20 protein-coding genes and 1 tRNA gene are annotated in these 16,313 nt (G+C 63.9%); 13 read left to right on the forward strand and 8 right to left on the reverse strand.

The genetic code is table 11. The annotated features are described in order from the left end of the window. Positions 1–2: 2 nt before the first annotated feature. The 5 genes from ALII_RS0111690 (at position 3) to ALII_RS0111710 (ending at position 4,495) form a co-directional block, all read left to right on the forward strand. Positions 3–773 carry a DUF2470 domain-containing protein gene (locus ALII_RS0111690; RefSeq protein WP_024587496.1) on the forward strand — a complete coding sequence of 257 codons (771 nt, stop codon included), beginning with the start codon at positions 3–5 and terminating at the stop codon, positions 771–773. A gap of 108 nt (positions 774–881) precedes the next feature. Beyond that, positions 882–1,226 (forward strand): metalloregulator ArsR/SmtB family transcription factor, encoded by a 345-nt coding sequence (locus ALII_RS0111695; protein ID WP_024587497.1) that lies wholly within the window; start codon positions 882–884, stop codon positions 1,224–1,226. Positions 1,227–1,300: 74 nt separating this feature from the next. After that, positions 1,301–1,507 (forward strand): heavy metal-associated domain-containing protein, encoded by a 207-nt coding sequence (locus ALII_RS0111700; protein WP_029660450.1) that lies wholly within the window; start codon positions 1,301–1,303, stop codon positions 1,505–1,507. 5 nt (positions 1,508–1,512) lie between these two features. Then, positions 1,513–3,690, forward strand: coding sequence for a heavy metal translocating P-type ATPase (locus tag ALII_RS0111705; RefSeq protein ID WP_024587499.1), 2,178 nt, complete (start codon positions 1,513–1,515; stop codon positions 3,688–3,690). 7 nt (positions 3,691–3,697) lie between these two features. Then, entirely contained in the window at positions 3,698–4,495 is a 798-nt protein-coding gene (locus tag ALII_RS0111710; protein WP_024587500.1) for an RNA methyltransferase, read from the forward strand. Here the strand turns inward: ALII_RS0111710 and ALII_RS0111715 are convergent. Together ALII_RS0111715 and ALII_RS0111720 are read right to left on the reverse strand one after the other, a co-directional pair. Further along, positions 4,460–5,584, reverse strand: a complete 1,125-nt coding sequence (locus ALII_RS0111715) for a hypothetical protein (protein ID WP_024587501.1) — start codon at positions 5,582–5,584, stop codon at positions 4,460–4,462. The two genes, ALII_RS0111710 and ALII_RS0111715, sit on opposite strands and share 36 nt — an antisense overlap. A 129-nt stretch (positions 5,585–5,713) precedes the next feature. Beyond that, complete coding sequence (locus ALII_RS0111720) at positions 5,714–6,298, reverse strand: EipA family protein (RefSeq protein ID WP_152529602.1); 585 nt, start codon at positions 6,296–6,298, stop codon at positions 5,714–5,716. A 243-nt stretch (positions 6,299–6,541) separates the two neighbouring features. Between ALII_RS0111720 and ALII_RS0111725 the strand changes: the two genes are divergently transcribed. The 4 genes from ALII_RS0111725 (at position 6,542) to ALII_RS0111740 (ending at position 8,446) form a co-directional block, all read left to right on the forward strand. Next, positions 6,542–7,171, forward strand: coding sequence for a histidine phosphotransferase family protein (locus ALII_RS0111725; RefSeq protein ID WP_024587503.1), 630 nt, complete (start codon positions 6,542–6,544; stop codon positions 7,169–7,171). Positions 7,172–7,285: 114 nt separating this feature from the next. Continuing rightward, positions 7,286–7,654 carry a response regulator gene (locus ALII_RS0111730; protein WP_024587504.1) on the forward strand — a complete coding sequence of 123 codons (369 nt, stop codon included), beginning with the start codon at positions 7,286–7,288 and terminating at the stop codon, positions 7,652–7,654. A 103-nt stretch (positions 7,655–7,757) separates the two neighbouring features. Further along, on the forward strand, positions 7,758–8,027 hold the full coding sequence (locus ALII_RS0111735) for a DUF433 domain-containing protein (RefSeq protein ID WP_051375852.1): 270 nt from the start codon (positions 7,758–7,760) through the stop codon (positions 8,025–8,027). Next, the gene (locus tag ALII_RS0111740; RefSeq protein WP_024587506.1) at positions 8,027–8,446 is read left to right on the forward strand and encodes a DUF5615 family PIN-like protein; all 420 of its coding nucleotides are present in this window, start codon (positions 8,027–8,029) and stop codon (positions 8,444–8,446) included. Before ALII_RS0111735 ends, ALII_RS0111740 begins: the two co-directional genes overlap by 1 nt. Before the next feature lie 70 nt (positions 8,447–8,516). Here the strand turns inward: ALII_RS0111740 and ctrA are convergent, their stop codons facing one another. After that, positions 8,517–9,212 carry a cell cycle two-component system response regulator CtrA gene (gene ctrA, locus ALII_RS0111745; RefSeq protein ID WP_024587507.1) on the reverse strand — a complete coding sequence of 232 codons (696 nt, stop codon included), beginning with the start codon at positions 9,210–9,212 and terminating at the stop codon, positions 8,517–8,519. 401 nt (positions 9,213–9,613) lie between these two features. On the opposite strand from ctrA, the gene ALII_RS0111750 reads away from it, so the two are divergent. Further along, on the forward strand, positions 9,614–9,979 hold the full coding sequence (locus tag ALII_RS0111750) for a hypothetical protein (RefSeq protein ID WP_024587508.1): 366 nt from the start codon (positions 9,614–9,616) through the stop codon (positions 9,977–9,979). A gap of 77 nt (positions 9,980–10,056) precedes the next feature. On the opposite strand, the gene ALII_RS0111755 is transcribed toward ALII_RS0111750, so the two are convergent. After that, positions 10,057–10,680, reverse strand: a complete 624-nt coding sequence (locus tag ALII_RS0111755) for a PepSY domain-containing protein (protein WP_024587509.1) — start codon at positions 10,678–10,680, stop codon at positions 10,057–10,059. 161 nt (positions 10,681–10,841) lie between these two features. Continuing rightward, a complete protein-coding gene (locus tag ALII_RS0111760; protein WP_024587510.1) occupies positions 10,842–11,117 on the reverse strand; it encodes a DUF1153 domain-containing protein in 276 nt (91 codons plus the stop codon). A gap of 250 nt (positions 11,118–11,367) precedes the next feature. Between ALII_RS0111760 and mnmA the strand changes: the two genes are divergently transcribed. Then, positions 11,368–12,546, forward strand: coding sequence for a tRNA 2-thiouridine(34) synthase MnmA (mnmA, locus tag ALII_RS0111765; protein ID WP_024587511.1), 1,179 nt, complete (start codon positions 11,368–11,370; stop codon positions 12,544–12,546). A gap of 8 nt (positions 12,547–12,554) precedes the next feature. Here the strand turns inward: mnmA and ALII_RS0111770 are convergent, their stop codons facing one another. After that, positions 12,555–13,508, reverse strand: coding sequence for a Gfo/Idh/MocA family oxidoreductase (locus ALII_RS0111770; RefSeq protein WP_024587512.1), 954 nt, complete (start codon positions 13,506–13,508; stop codon positions 12,555–12,557). A gap of 214 nt (positions 13,509–13,722) precedes the next feature. Here ALII_RS0111770 and ALII_RS0111775 point away from each other — a divergent pair. Together ALII_RS0111775 and ALII_RS0111780 are read left to right on the forward strand one after the other, a co-directional pair. Beyond that, positions 13,723–13,799, forward strand: a tRNA-Met gene (locus tag ALII_RS0111775). 205 nt (positions 13,800–14,004) lie between these two features. Continuing rightward, positions 14,005–14,424, forward strand: a complete 420-nt coding sequence (locus tag ALII_RS0111780; RefSeq protein ID WP_152529603.1) for a hypothetical protein — start codon at positions 14,005–14,007, stop codon at positions 14,422–14,424. 58 nt (positions 14,425–14,482) lie between these two features. Here the strand turns inward: ALII_RS0111780 and ALII_RS0111785 are convergent, their stop codons facing one another. Then, complete coding sequence (locus tag ALII_RS0111785; RefSeq protein ID WP_035449792.1) at positions 14,483–14,905, reverse strand: hypothetical protein; 423 nt, start codon at positions 14,903–14,905, stop codon at positions 14,483–14,485. A gap of 216 nt (positions 14,906–15,121) precedes the next feature. Beyond that, positions 15,122–16,219, reverse strand: a complete 1,098-nt coding sequence (locus ALII_RS21650; RefSeq protein ID WP_024587515.1) for a DNA cytosine methyltransferase — start codon at positions 16,217–16,219, stop codon at positions 15,122–15,124. Positions 16,220–16,313: the final 94 nt, after the last annotated feature.

Genomic DNA, 16,313 nt, shown 5'->3' on the forward strand with positions numbered 1-16,313 from the left:
CCATGACGGACGCGAAGAAGGACGTGCTGCGCCCGACCGACGCCGAGGCGATCCGGCTCAGCCGGACGCTTCTGCGCGCTGCGCGCCATGGCGCATTGGCGGTGCTGGAGCCGGAAAGCGGCTGGCCGCTCGCGAGCCGCGTCTCGGTCGCGACGGACTGCGCCGGGCGTCCGCTGATCCTCGTCTCGACGCTTTCGGCCCATACCGGCGGGCTCTCGGCGGATGCGCGCTGCTCGCTGCTTTTCGGCGAAGCCGGCAAGGGCGACCCGCTCGCCCATCCGCGCATGACGCTGAAATGCCGCGCGGAACGGATCGGACGCGAAAGCGAAGACCATGCGAGCGTCGCGCAGCGCTTTCTGGCGCGTCATCCCAAGGCGGCGCTCTATGCCGATTTCGCGGATTTCTCGTATTTCCGGCTGGAGCCGGAGGAAGCGAGCCTCAATGGCGGCTTCGGCAAGGCGTATCGGCTGACGCGCGACGAAGTGATGAGCGATGCGGCGGTCGCGCGGGAGCTCGAACAGGCCGGCGCCGGCGCGGTGGCGCATATGAATGACGACCATCGCGACGCGATCGCGCTCTACGCGAAACACTTTGCCGGCATCGACGACGCGCTCGACTGGAAGATGACCGGGATCGACCCCGACGGGTTCGACCTCATGGCCGGCGACCGCGCGGCGCGTGTATTTTTCGCAGAAGCCCTGAAGTCAGCCGGCCAGATGCGGGAAATGCTCGTCCAGATGGCAAGGGACGCGCGCGGCCGCGAAGCAGGCTGAACCAGTGTCCCGATCCGTTCAATTGATGCAAAGTTTTGTGATTGCGCGCAACCTGCGTGGCCGCCGGACGTTGTCCGTCAAATTCTCTTCGAATTACCGAGGGGTAGGATGGTATCCGATGAACTCGTCAGGAATGCCGGCAAGGCCGCCGGGCTGCTTGGCGTCCTGGGCAACGAGAAGCGCTTTGCCATCATGTGCCACTTGCACGATGCCGAGCTTTCCGTAGGCGCAATCGCAGAAAAAGTGTCGCTGAGCCAGTCGGCTTTGTCGCAGCATCTCGCGAAGCTGCGCGCGATGGACCTCGTCCAGACGCGGCGAGACCGGCAGACGATCTTCTACAGTTGCGATGCGCCATCCGTGCAACTCCTGCTTGAAACGATGGAACGCATCTACGGCAGCGCCCCCAAGCGCCGGCAGAACGGCGAACTGCACGACGACCGCAAGGCAAGCTGAAGCGGTTCCCAAACGGGCACTTGACCTTCTGGCGACTGGAAGCCCTATCTCCTGTTCAACAAGGAGAATGGCCAATGCAAATCGATCTCGAAATCGGCGGCATGATTTGTGGCGGGTGCGTCAGATCCGTGACGCGGGTGCTCGAAGCCGTGCCCGGCGTGAAAGCGGCAGATGTCGAACTTGAAAAAGCCCGCGCCCGGATCGAGGGCGAGGCTCTCGATGCCGCAACGCTGATCGCGGCCGTCGAGGATGCGGGCTTCGACGCACGTCAAGCCGGGTGACCCCGATGACGACCCATTCGCTCGACATTTCCGGCATGACTTGCGCCGCCTGCTCGGCGCGCGTTGAAAAGACGCTCGCCCGGGTGCCGGGCGTGACGCGGGCGAACGTCAACCTGGCGATGGAGCGCGCCTCGGTCGAGACCGGGACGGACGTCGCCGTCGATGCGTTGATCGCCGCGGTGAGCAAGGCGGGTTACGAGGCGCGGCTGCGCCGCGACGACTTGGCCGCGCAGCGCCTTGCCGACGAAAGGCGCGACGCCGAACGACGCGCGGACGAGCGCCAGACGCTGCTGCGGCTCGTCGTCTCGGCGCTCCTGACGATCCCGCTGGTGATCGGCATGCTGCCGATGATGACCGGCACCGGCCATGCCTGGTTCGGGCCGTGGACGCAGACGTTGCTGGCGACCGGCGTTATGGCAGTGGCCGCGCCGCGCTTCGTGCGCGAGGCGCTTGCCGCGCTACGCGGCGGCAGCGCGAATATGGCGGTGCTCGTCGTGCTCGGCACCGGCGTCGCGTATGCCTATTCGCTGGTGCTCGTGCTTCTCGGCGAAACCCACGCCCATCTCCACTACGAGGCGGCGGCCGTCATTTTGACGCTGATCACCGCCGGGAAGTATCTCGAGGCGCGCGCCAAGCGCTCGACCTCCTCGGCGCTGACGGCGCTCGGGCGGCTGGCGCCGCGTGAGGCGGAGCGGATCGGGCCGAACGGGGCGGAGATCGTCGCGGTGGAAAGCCTTGGCGCCGGCGACCGCGTGCGCGTGCGGCCCGGCGCGATCATCCCTTGCGACGGGCGCATCGTGACGGGACAGTCGAGCATCGACGAGGCACTGGTGACCGGCGAAAGCCTGCCGGTCGACCGAAAGCCCGGCGACGTCGTCATCACGGGAACGGTGAATGGCGAGGCCGTGCTCGACATCGAAGTGACGGCGGTCGGCGCCGATACGCGGCTTGCCCGCATGACGCGGCTCGTCGAGGACGCGCAGATCGGCCAGGCGCCGATCCAGAAACTGGTCGACCGTATCTCGGCGATCTTCGTGCCGACCATTCTGGTGATCGCGGCGCTGACCTTCCTCGGCTGGTGGCTGATCGGCGGCGACGCCGTCGCGGGGATGGTTTCGGCAGTGGCGGTGCTCGTCATCGCCTGCCCCTGCGCGCTCGGCCTTGCGACGCCGACGGCGCTCGTCGCCGGAACGGGCGCAGCCGCGCGGGCGGGCATCCTGATCCGCGACATCGAGACGCTGGAGCGCACGGACGCGATCCGCACCATCGCCTTCGACAAGACCGGAACGCTGACGCTGGGCGAGCCGGAACTGGTGGAGATCGCGGTGGCGGAGGGCAGCGAGGCCGAATTGCTGGCGCTTGCGGCGGCGGTGGAGGCGCAAAGCGAGCATCCGCTCGCCAGGGCGCTGGTGCGGCGCGCGGGTGCGGATTTTCCGGCAGCGGCCGAAACGCGCGCGATTGCGGGACGCGGGCTTGCCGGCGTCGTCGGCAACCAACGCGTCGCGGTCGGCAATGCGAGGCTCGCGGCGGAGGAAGGCGCGGACCGGGCGTCGGTCGATGCGTTGACTTCGCGCCTGACGGCGCGGGGCACGACCTCCTTCGTGACGACCGACGGGCGGCTGGCGGGCGCGTTCGTCTTCGCCGACAGGGCACGACCGGAAGCAGCCGGCGTCGTAGGCGAACTTCAGGCGCGCGGGCTCTCGGTCGTCATGCTGACCGGCGACAACGAGACGGCAGCAGAGGCGATTGCGGCCGAGGCCGGCATCAGCGACCACCGCGCCGGCCTGACGCCGGAGGACAAGGTCGCGGCGGTGCGCGAACTCGGTACGCGAAGCGACGTCGCCTTCGTCGGCGACGGGCTGAATGACGGACCGGCGCTGGCGGCCGCGAAGCTCGGCATCGCGCTCTCGTCGGGAACGGAAGTGGCGCGCGAGGCGGCCGGGATCACGCTGATGCGGCCCGACCTGCGGCTGGTGCCCGCCGCGCTCGATGTCGCGCACAGGACCAAACGCACGATCCGCCAGAACCTCGTCTGGGCATTTCTCTACAACGTCATCGGCATTCCGCTCGCCGCCTTCGGCATCCTGTCGCCGGTCTTCGCCGGCGCGGCGATGGCGCTGTCCTCGGTCTCGGTGGTGACGAATTCGGCCCGGCTTGCACGGTGGCGGGCCGGCGTGAAATAAGCCGGCGATGACGCCGATAAAGATCACCGACCCCGACGATCCCCGCATATCCGCCTATCGTGACGTGCGCGAGCGCGACCTTGTCGGAAGGCAGGGGCGCTTCGTCGCGGAGGGCAAGGTGGTGCTGAATGTCTTGTTCGGCGCGCGGCGGTTCGAAACGGAATCCGTGCTGATCCTCGACAAGCGGCTGGCGGGCATGGAGGAGACGCTGGCGGCAAAGCCCGCCGATACGCCGCTCTATGTCGCCGACCAGGCGACGATGGACGCGATCGCGGGCTTTCACATCCACCGCGGCATATTGGCGATCGGGGCGAAGCGGGCGCCGGAAGATGCCGGCGCGATGCTCGCCGCCCTGCCCCGCGACGCGCTGGTCGTCGCGCTGGTCGGCATCGCCAACCACGACAATGTCGGCGCGATCTTCCGCAACGCCGCCGCGCTTGGCGCCGATGCGGTGCTGCTCGACGCAGCAAGCTGCGATCCGCTCTATCGCAAGGCGATCCGCGTGTCGGTCGGCGCGGCGCTGAAGGTGCCCTATGCGGTTCTTAGCGATGCAGCGGCCATGTTCGACGCATTGGACGCCACCGGCTTCGAGCAACTGGCGATGACGCCGCGCAATGCCGAGGATCTGGCAAATATCGCATCGGTCGGACGGCAGGCGATCTATCTGGGTGCGGAGGGGCCGGGACTGCCGGAAGATCTGATGGCGCGGATGCGGCGGGTGCGGATCGACATGGAGACCGATTTCGACAGTCTCAACGTCGCGGCCTCCTCAGCGATCGCTCTCCATCGCCTCCGCCGGAACTGAACGGGCGCGTTCCGAAGCCTCGCGCAGTGCGCGGATGCGCTCGGCAAGGCTGACGGGCAACCCCTCGCCCGCGGCCTGCGCAGCCTCGATGGCCTTGCGGATCGGCGATTGCGGGCCTTCGAGCGTGGCGGTCAGGTTGACCATCTCGGCGGCGAGCTGGTGAAGCTGGTCGCGCAGTCTCGCATCGTCCTCACCGGCCGGCTTCGACGATGCGGCCTGCGATTTCAGCTTCTTGTTCTCGCGCGTCAGCGTAGCGAGCTTCTTTTCGAGGCGGTCACGCTCGGCAGCGATCTTGTCGGCGGCATCCGGCGCGGCGGAAAGATCGGCAGGCGCCTGGCCCTTGAGGCGCGCGATTTCGTTTTCGCGCCGCTCCAGCCTGTCCTCGCGATCGGAGAGGTCGGAAAGCAGGCGCTCGATCCGGCGATTGGCATCCTCGGCCTTGCGCGTCTCGACCTTCAGCGCCTCGCGCATCGCCTTGTTGTCGGCAGTCACTTCGCGCAGCTTGCGCTCGGTCTCGTTACGCTGGTTGCGCAGCGAGGCGAGATCGGTGGCAAGCCGGTCGATCTCGGTCTCGCGCGCGACGATTTCGATCTGCCGGCTGCTCGACGTCAAGCTGGCATCCTCGTAGAGCGCGGACAGCCGGTCGAGTTCGCTCTTGCGGGTGAAGGCGTCGGCATGTTCGGAGACGAGCCGGTCTTCCAGATGCGCCACCTTCTCGTCATGGCCGGCGAGCGTCCCGCGCATTTCCTCGATCTCGGCCTCGAGTTCGGCGATGCGCGTGTCGCGCGTCAGCATCACGTCGCCGCTCGAGCCGAGCGCCTGGCGCTGGCGGTCGAGCTCGACCATCTGTTCGGCGATGCGCGCCCGCGCGGCCTTGAGTTCGATCTCGACCTTGCGCTGCTTGAGCGCGGCTTCGGCGCGGATACGGTCCTTGTCGGCCTGGATTTCCTCGCGCGTCAGCGGCAGACGCGCCTCGATGCGGCGCGTCGTCAGGCGCTCGGTGCGCCGGCGCAGCGCCGGGGCGAATAGCAGGCCGATGAAGGCGGCCGTCAGAAAACCGAGGCCGAAGAACAAGAAGGTCTGGATCACAAACGCTTTTCCATGGACGGCCCGATGACGATACTGACGTGGTGGACCCTGATCCCGTTCTGATCAAGCCTTACGCGCAAATTGCGGCGGAGAACCGCCGCAAGACTGTTGATGGCCGCGTTCTTCGCGTCAGAACGGGTTCCAGGTCGGGCTTTGCGTGACCTTGAGGTAACCGACATTGACGCCCAGTCGCGCGCCGACGCCGGTGCGCACCGGAACGAGCAGGATGTTGCCGTTCTTCATCACGTTGAAGCCGAGCCCGGCGACGAGATAGGCCGAACCCGCGACGCCTGCATAGCGCTTGCCGTAAAGGTTCGGCACGGCATCGAGATTGTAGACGAGGACCATGGTGCGCGAGCCCTGCCCGCCGGCATCCCAGCCGACCGACGGCCCCTGCCAGTAGACGCGATGGTCGCCGACATTCTTGGTGTAGAGCGTGCCTTCGCCATAGGTCAGGCCGCCGATGAAGGCGCCGCCGGCTTCCTCGCCGAGGATATAGCCGTTGGGCAGGCCATAGCTCTGGAAGATCTGCTCGACGACGGTCGCGAGGCCGCCCGAGGTGGAACCGAAGAACTGGTGGCCCGAATCGACGATTTCCTGCGCGGTATAGGGCTGGTTCGCGCGCGCCGGCGCGGCGGCCACGAGCAGGGCGGCGAAAATCGCGATCACGATCGACAGGCGCGAAAGGAGAGCTGCTTGCATATGCGGTCTCATGGCGAACCTCCGTAAGAAGCGGGCGCCGCGCTCCGGTCGTGATCCGGCAGCGGCGCATTTACGTTTAAGGAACGGTAACCCGACAGGCTTAAGGAAAGGTAAGGCCCGCGGTTAAGGCGGGCTTTCTTGATGGACGCGGCGGGCTGTGTCACGACGATTGCAAATGACGTCGATACGATTCGCGCTGAGCGGGACCCGCGGCGGTCATCCGACATTTCGCATGCCAAACGAGGGGCCGATTGCATGTCCGAACTCTTCACGCTGACCGCGACCGATCTGGCCGCACTCCTGTGCAGCCGCGTCTGCCACGACGTCATCTCGCCGGTCGGCGCGATCAATAACGGCCTCGAACTCCTCGACGAGGGCGGCGCCGACGAAGACGCCATGCACCTGATCCGCACCAGTGCGCGCAATGCCTCGGCAAGGCTTCAGTTCGCGCGCATCGCCTTCGGCGCGGCCGGCTCGGCCGGGATGCAGATCGACACCGGCGACGCCGAAAGCGTCGCGCAGGCCTTTTTGAAGAACGAAAAGCCCGAACTCGAATGGACCGGCGAGCGCGAACTCCTGCCCAAGAACGCCGTCAAGCTGATCCTCAACCTGCTGCTTGTCGCCAATGGCGGCATTCCGCGCGGCGGCAAGATCACCGTCAATCTGGAAAACCTGAAGGTGAAGCCGAAATTCACGCTGACGGCCAAGGGGCCGATGGTCCGCGTGCCGGCAAAGTTTCTCGAGATGCATTCGGGTCGCAAGCCCGAGGAGGCGATCGACGCCCACTCCGTGCAGGCCTATTACACGCTGCTCCTGGCCCGCGAGGCCGGCATGGAGATCAACATCCGCGCCAGCGCCGAGGACATCGTGCTGACCGCCGAATAGGCGCCAATTAACCCATTATTCAGCCAACCGCTTACCCGCTTCTTTACCCGGCCCGCGTAGCGTCCTCCTGACAGACAAGGCGGGGGCCGATCGATGGACGGAAGGGATTACGGGATGAAGCGCTGCATGATCGTGGACGATTCCAACGTCATCCGTAAGGTCGCCAAGCGCATTCTCGCGACCCCGGAAATGGCCGTCGTCGAAGCCTGCGACGGCCGCGAGGCGCTGTCGCACTGCGCCGTCGAAATGCCCGACATCATCGTCGTGGACGCGCAGCTTCCCGACATGGCGACCGTCGACTTCATCCGCCAGGCGATGGCGCTGCCGACCCAGGCCAAGCCGCGCATCGTGATCTGCATGACCGAATTCGACGTCGGCGCCATCATGCGTGCAAAGCGCGCCGGCGCGAAAGGCTATATCCTGAAGCCCTTCAACCGGCCGATTCTGCTGGAACGGTTCCGCGAAATCCAGATGGCGGCTTGAGGGCTGCGGGCGTCGCGTATTTTCCCACGCAGTAAGTGATCGCTTGCACGTTCTTCCAATACGGCAGGCCAGCGCCTATGCTGAACCGGAAGGAGCGACGCTGATGAGCGCCTTGCAAAAGACATCGCCTGCAGTGAAGAGCGAGATCGTTCGCGACCCTTCGGTCATGAGCGGCGACCCGGTCATTCGCGGTACGCGAGTTCCCGCCATGACAATCGTCGCTTACCTCCGCGCCGGACGAACGAACCGGGAGATCTTTGAAGATTACCCGACGCTTCCGGTAGATGCGATCGAAACGGTTACCGCCTGGGCCGACGACGAACTCGGACCCGATTGGCGCCGGCTGGCAGTCACATCCCGCATCGGCGCTTGATGCATCGGTTCTTCATCGATGAATGCCTGAGCGCCGGACTGGCGGCACTTTGCAAGGACAGGGGACTGCAAGCCGATTTCGGCCCACACGTCGGTATGGCCGGCTGGCAGGACTGGAACATCGCCAGGTTCGCCTTCGAACACGGCTACGTGGTCGTGACCAACAATCGCCGCCATTTCCTTCGGGAATACGCGAAATACGAGGTCCACAACGGCCTTGTCGTCATCGTGCCGAATGTCGACCGCGACCTCCAGATCGATCTGTTCTCACGCGTCCTGGACTATTTGTCGGAACTCAACGATTTGCCGACGAACAAGCTGATCGAAATCCTCGCCGATGGCTCGATCCATGCGCGGGATTGGTCGAGCGAAGATCACGACATCGGCCATGTCGGCGACCCCTCGTGGACCGCCCGGTAATTCAACTCGGACCAGCAAACGAAAAAACCCGGCGCGAGGCCGGGTTTTTCGTGAATCGTATGCTGGCCGGTCAGGCGCTGACGCGCATTTCCTCGGGCTCGCGCAGCACGTAGCCGCGGCCCCAGACCGTTTCGATGTAGTTCTGGCCGCCGGAGGCGAGGTCGAGCTTCTTGCGCAGCTTGCAGATGAAGACGTCGATGATCTTCAGTTCCGGCTCGTCCATGCCGCCGTAAAGGTGGTTGAGGAACATTTCCTTGGTCAGCGTGGTGCCCTTGCGGAGCGAGAGCAGCTCCAGCATCTGGTATTCCTTGCCGGTCAGGTGCACGCGCTGGCCACCGACCTCGACTGTCTTGGCGTCGAGATTGACGATCAGGTCGCCCGTCGTGATGACCGACTGGGCGTGGCCCTTCGAGCGGCGCACGATGGCGTGGATGCGGGCGACGAGTTCGTCCTTGTGGAACGGCTTGGTCATGTAGTCGTCGGCGCCGAAGCCGAGGCCGCGCACCTTGTCCTCGATGCCGGCCATGCCGGAGAGGATGAGGATCGGCGTCTTGACCTTCGAGAGCCGCAGCGTGCGCAGCACCTCGTAGCCGGACATGTCCGGCAGGTTCAGGTCGAGAAGAATGATGTCGTAGTCGTAGAGTTTGCCGAGGTCGACACCCTCTTCGCCCAGATCGGTCGAATAGACATTGAAGCTTTCCGACTTGAGCATCAGCTCGATGCTCTGTGCGATCGCACTGTCGTCTTCAATCAGCAAAACGCGCATTTCATTCCCCTTCTCCGCCAACAGCCCCGTCAGCTCGGCACCGAAGCGTTGATTTGCCTGAATCGCAGGATGCCATCGAAATGGTTAACAAACTCTGATTCAGGCTGGCAAGAGGCCATCGCAACATTCAGCAGTTTGTCGTAGCACCCTGAATCAAAAAGACGAATCTGCCATCCGCACCGTGAATCAGAACTTCAGGATTCCCCCGCAAGCGACTCATGGAAAGGCGCTTTGCGACCGTGACTTCATGTTGGGATTTTTACCCCGCCTTAAGTCCTCGTCCCTATGATTAACAATGCACGTAAACGAATGGTTACTTTCCGGCGCGATCGGGGATGGTCGCGAAGAAAAAAGTAACGATATCGACGTAGCGTGCGGGTGGCGTTTCGGGAGCGTTGAGTATGAAGTCACGTGAGAACCTGGTCCGGCTGAAGCAGTTTCAGGTCGGCGAGAAGCGCAAGCAATTGCTCCAGCTCGACATGATGATCGCCGAATTCGACAGGATGGCGGGCGAACTCGACGCGCAGATCGTTTCGGAGGAGAAGAAGGCGGGCATCACGGACGTAAACCATTTCGCCTATCCGACCTTCGCCAAGGCCGCGCGCCAGCGCCGGGACAACCTGCATAATTCGCGCAACGACCTTCTTTCGCAGCGCAGCGCAGCCGAAGAAGCCCTGACCGAGGCGGAAGCCGAACTCGCCAAGGCCGAAGCGCTCGACAATCGCAACCGCGAGACCGACTATTCGGGACGCGCCGCCACCGGCTGATCGTCCTCGCATCGAAATCAGGAAGCCCGCCCCGGCCTGACCGGGGCGGGCTTTTTCGTGCCCCAACGATTGGCGGATCAGCCGCGGCGATCGTCGCCGCGTTCATGGCGCGGGCCGCGATCGTCGCGGTCCCGGCGCTCCTCGCGGCTGTTCTCGCGGCGGTCGCCGCGGTCGCGCTCGCCGACAAAATTGCCGATCGCGTATTTCTGCGCCTTGTATTCCGACTTCAGGACCTGGCCGGAAAAGCTGACCTCGAGCTCGACGACGTCGCCGCGCGAATTGCGCGCCATGATCTCGTATTCGTCGTCGTCGCGGTCCTTGACGAAGAGCATCTCGTAGCCGGCCGCCTCGATGTTGCGGCGGATGTCGGCTTCGCTGGCATAACCGCCGAAAGACGGACGCGCCCAGCCATATTCGACTTCGATCTTGTCGAGATTGCCCCAGCGGTCGACCTTGATCTCGACCCGGTTGCCCGCGTCGTCGGTCGTGTAGGCCTCGATATGCTTTTTCTTCTGTTCGACGAAGGCGACGTCTTCGTAGCCATGCTCGCGGGCGATGCGGTTCATCATTTCGGTCGCCTGGTCGCGCGAGGCGCCGAACCCGTTCTGAAGCTGGGCGACGGCAGGAACCGTGGCGACGCCGGCAAGCATCGTGCCGGCAAGGGCAACGGCGGCGAGGCGGGTTTTCGTGATGGTGGTCATCGGTGATCTCCTTTGATCGGTTGACGATGACCGGACACTAGCCGCGCGGCCCCCAACCGCCCTTGAACCGCGCCGTTCAGCTCGCGTTCAACAATCGGGCAGCCCCGAAACGACAAAACGCCCGGCAGGCCGGGCGTTTCATCAAGTCCATACCGCTCTTGTCAGTGACGGTATTGCTGGATGCGCGTGGTGCGCAGGCCGGCAAGACCATGATCGTCGATGGAGGCCTGCCAGGACAGGAACTCCTCGACCGTCAGCTTATATCGCTGGCAGGCTTCATCGAGGCTGAGCAGCCCGCCGCGAACGGCAGCCACCACCTCGGCCTTCCGGCGAATGACCCAGCGACGTGTGTTGCTGGGGGGCAGATCGGCAATCGTCAACGGGCTGCCGTCCGGCCCGATTACATATTTGACACGCGGTCTAATAAGATCGGTCATCGTACTCTCTACAACATCAAAGACCCAATCGACGGCCACACTACCGCCACAGCTTTAAGAAAGGGCTAAATCACCGGTAAGCCTACCGTAACCTTCGTGAACGGCGTCTTTCACCGGAATTTCGAATCTTAACGAGTAGGCGATTGCCTCGCGCGGGGCTGTTGGCAGCCCCTGCCCGGCTCGCCTATATAGAGCCCGACCGCCCGGACCTTGAATCCGGACCGATTAGCCAAGACGCATGAGCCGCCCGATGAACAGTCTCGATTTCGACAAGCGCCCCGAAGACACGCGGGTCGTCGTCGCCATGTCCGGCGGCGTCGATTCCTCCGTGGTCGCCGGACTGATGAAGGAACAGGGCTACGACGTCGTCGGCATCACGCTGCAGCTTTACGACCATGGCGCGGCGGTGCATCGCGCCGGTTCGTGCTGCGCGGGCCAGGACATCGGCGACGCGCGCGCGGTGTCCGAGAAGCTCGGCATTCCCCATTACGTGCTCGACTATGAGAAGCGTTTTCGCGAGGCGGTGATCAACCCCTTCGCCGAAAGCTACATCGCCGGCGAGACGCCGATTCCGTGCGTGGCCTGCAACCAGACCGTCAAGTTCGCCGACCTTTTGCAGACCGCGCGCGAGCTGGGCGCCGACGCGCTGGCGACCGGGCACTACATCCGCAGCCGCGCGAACGGCGCACGCCGCTCCCTTTTCAGGCCGGTCGATGCGGACCGCGACCAGAGCTATTTTCTCTTCGCCACCACGCAGGAACAGATCGACTTCCTGCGCTTTCCGCTCGGCGGCATGTCGAAGCGCGAAGTGCGCGCGGCGGCCGAGCGCATGGGGCTGACCGTGGCCGCCAAGCCCGACAGCCAGGACATCTGCTTCGTGCCGCAGGGCAAATATGCCGACATCATCGCCAAGCTGCGGCCCGAAGCCGCCCAGCCCGGCGACATCTACCATGTCGACGGCCGGCATCTGGGCCGTCACGACGGCATCCTGCGCTATACGATCGGCCAGCGCCGCGGGCTCGGCGTCGCCTCCGGCGAGCCGCTCTACGTCGTCCATCTCGACGCGCCGCGTGCGCGGGTGATCGTCGGACCTAAGGAAGCGTTGGAGACGCACCGGATCGTGCTGCGTGACATGAACTGGCTCGGCGACGCGCCGCTCGCCGCGCTGCCGGCCGAGGGCATCGAGCTTTTCGCCAAGGTGCGCTCCACGCGCCCGCCACGCGAGGCGAAGCTGTTCGTGCGCGACGGCCAGCCGATCGTGGAACTCGCCGACGGCGAAGCCGGCATCGCGCCCGGCCAGGCCTGCGTGCTCTATGCCGACGAGAGCGAAGAGACGCGCGTCCTCGGCGGCGGTTTCATCGCCCGCACCGAGCGCAGCAGCCGCTCGGAGGAAATGCTGGCGCGGCTGGAAGCCCTGCCGGCGGCGTAAAGCTCAAATCAATCGTGAAGGACGGTTCCGGCCGTCAGGATCTTGAGGACGCCGATCGCCTCCTCGCCGGAGGTGCGCGGCTCCTCGCGCGTTTCGATGCACTGGATGAAGTGCTGCAATTCGCGCGTCAGCGGCATGCCCTGCTCGACCGGCACATAGGACGGCTCGTTCATGGTGAACGCCCACTGACCGCTGTCGCGCCAGATGGCGTGGCGGTAGACGGCGAGCTTTCGCTCCCACGGCTCGACATCGTCGAACACCGCCATCGCCTTTTCGCCAACGACCGTCAGCCGCCGCTCGCGATAGGGATTGAGCCGCGAAGCGAAGAGATGGCTGCGCAAATCGCCGGGAAAGCGCATGTGCAGATGCGCGAAATCGGACAGATGATCGAGCAGCGCAGCGCCCTCGCCGCGCACCTCGATCGGATGCGCGCCGGTGATCGCGAGGATCATCGAGAGATCGTGCGGAGCGAGATCCCACAGCGCGTCGTTCTCGGTGTGGAACTTGCCGAGGCCGAGACGGTGGGAATGGATGTAGCGCACGCGGCCGAGTTCGCCGGCGTCGATCAGCGCCTTCAGCCCCTCGAAGCCGGGATGGAAGCGCAGGACGTGACCGGTCATGAAGACCCGCCCGCAGGCCTTTGCGGTTTCGACGGCGCGGGTCGCATCCTCGACGGTGAGCGCGATCGGCTTTTCGACCAGCACGTCCTTGCCGTTTTCGACCGCGCGGATCGCGGCCTCGGCATGGAACTGCGGCGGCAGCGCCATGACGATCGCGTCGATGTCGTCGCGGGTGAAGATGTCGTCGATGCTCACGGCCAGACAGCCATGTTCGGCCGCGAAGCCTTCCGCGCGTGCGGGATTGGCATCCGCCACCGCCTGAAGCGCGCCGAGCGACTTGAGCGTTCGGATATGGTTCGATCCCCAATATCCGCATCCGAGGACGGCGATGCGCGGTTTCATCTGGCTTTCTGGTTGACGGGTTCGTGCGCAGACATAATGGGCGGACCCGCGGAACTCAACCCTTGCCGACCGCGCGCGCCGGATGTCGTGCGCAGTTGACATTGGGGAATGTGCAAGCGGCGCAAAAACCGCCCCTCCGCGCCCCGCCCTTGCTTGACAGCGCCGCCACCCGCCCCTTATATCCGCGGCACTTCGCGGCGTTCACCGCCGCCGGGGCGGAGTAGCTCAGTAGGTTAGAGCAGAGGAATCATAATCCTTGTGTCGGGGGTTCGAATCCCTCCTCCGCTACCAAAAAAATCCCAGAAATCCGCGGTTTTTTGGTTTTTTGGTAGCCTACTTGCTGTGGCTTCCGAAGTCTTCTTATGCTTCACACCAGCCTGACACCAGTTTGAAGTTGTGCAGGCCCCACCTGGGTTGGTCAACATTCTTGCGCCTGATCTCGTCAATGAACATGCTAAGTGTGCTTTGGCGACGTGCAAGATTCGAGGGTGGGGACATGATGAGATACGGGCTGATTGCGACTTTGCTGCTGGTGACGTCCCAAGCGGCTGCTCAAGATCACGGTCTGTACCGCTGCACTGCCATGAGCGGTGTCGACGCTGCCGCCGATGGAACCCTGACTGTCCTCCCGGAGGACAGTCAGCTTTACGGGTTCTGGACGGAGTTCATCATCGACATCCGAACCGGTTCTCTCAGAAATTTTGGTGAAGACGATGCCGCTCTCGAGCGGACATATTATATCTGGCAAGAGGGCGGCGGCGGAAACGACTTCGTCTTCACCCCGTTCAGATATGAGCAATACGGGAGCACGCTCCCGCATGATGCTATTCGTGTAAGGACGTGGAACGGTGCTCCTGTGACTTTTGAAGCCCAAGAGCTAGGACGCCTATTCACAGGGACATGCGAGGCTGCGTGACCAGTTCGTATAGTCAGTAACTACGCTTTTCCTGCAGGTTGCCGACTATACGAACCCGTCATGCAGCCTCGGCGACATGCACGGCATCCGCATCAATTCGCTGAGCCCGTTCGACCAAGTCCGCCATCGTCGCCGACTTCCCGTCGACTTTGAAAAGCCTCGCATTTACAGCTTCAACGCAATACCCCGCATTCCGCAGGAGGTCCATGAGCTGGCCGAGATCGACAGGCCTTGTTGATCCCCCATAACGATGTGCATCGAGCACGATAGCCGCAGCGGCACCCCGGTGATGCCCCACGGCGTCCCTCCAGTCACCCCGGTTATCAGAGTGCTGCGTGTGACTTTCCCGCTCGGCGAGATCGTCGACGGTCGGTATAGGAATGATGATGCCGCCCCCTGGGATCAGCAGGGTCTCCAGTTCGATCGGGTGACAGCTGACGACCGGAAAACCGAGAGAGCTACCATACAGGTTGAAGGTCACGGCAGCGGATTTCGCCAGTCTCGCAGGCACTTTACGGGTTGCCTCTGGGTCGGGATAAATCCTGATCTCACCGGGCTTCACCACCTCAAACTCGCAGTTGCCGCCCTCATCCAGACCCGCCCTCTGCAGGTCAAGGAGAGGGCGTCATCCGGACTTTCGATTTTGACCCTGCTTCGACAGAGATCGACAGCGTCAATTTAGTTTTCTCGATATGCATCACGCTGTCTCCCTATGAGCGGCGACTTCGTTCATGCTTTGTTCGCTGTGGTATTGGGCAAGCCGGCTGCCGATGAAGTGCATGCACGGGACGGCCATGGAGTTACCCAAGGCTTTGTAGCGGGGGCTGTCCGACATGGGCTTTCCGCGGAAATCGACTGCGGTCCAACCGTCCGGGAAACCTTGGAGTCGCTCCGCTTCGGTGGGGGTGATGCGTCGGACTACCCAGCCGCAGTCCTCATCATCGCGATGAACAACCATCTGCTTGTGACCGCCGCCCGTCGGCCAACCGGCGAGCAACGTGTATGCAGTGTCGGTAGACGCTTTCGGGGTGTAGCCGTCGTACAAACTGTAGACGACCGCCGGTGGATTGTGGCCGTTCGAGGCTTTCAAGCCGTGCATCTGGCCGCGGGAAATAGAGTCTTTCGAGTCCATCCCCAGAGCAATCACTTCACCGATGCGAGCGCCGTCTCGACATCCGCGGGCAGCTTCTTCCCTCGTGTTCTGGTTCTCCTCAGGATTCCATCCGCTGCCCGCTTGCTCAAAAAGTACGATTCCGGGGTCGAGGTCTGTAAAACTTGCGACAGCGAAGATTCGCTCGCGTGACTGGGCGACACCCCAGAATTTGGCATTGAGCACTCTCCATGCGATTTGGGCATCCGGTCCAGCAATATGACCTGCGTCCGTCCAGCGACCCCTTGGTGCGACCAATTCAACTTCTTCTCCGGCAAGCGCTGCCAGAAGATTTCCGAATCCATTTGTTTCATCGCTGAGTGCTCCCCTGACGTTTTCCCAGACCACATACTGAAGGTTGTTGATGCGGCGCATGCGCTGTGCCAAACGGCAGAATTCCAAGGTCAGTTGACCCCTGCTGTCTGCGAGTCCTTTCCGAAGCCCTGCTACGGAGAACCCGTGGCACGGCGAGCCGCCCTCGAGCACGTAGACCGGCCCGAGTGCTTCGAGGTCCTCGTCCGTGATCTGTGAGATGTCGCCCAGGTTCGGAATGCCGGTTTCCGGCAAATCGGCCACCTCGCGGATGGCCTTCGCGCGAGCTTTCCGGTCTCTATCGGAGATGCCCGGCTCGTCGGGTCGCGGCATATATCGGGGTCTGGAAGCCCCGCAGCGTTCAGTCAGTATGTTGCACGGTTGAGACGTAATCTAGCTGTATGCTGCAAATGTGAAACAAAAGGGC

The organism is Aliihoeflea sp. 2WW (assembly GCF_000497755.1).
GTDB lineage: Bacteria > Pseudomonadota > Alphaproteobacteria > Rhizobiales > Rhizobiaceae > Aliihoeflea.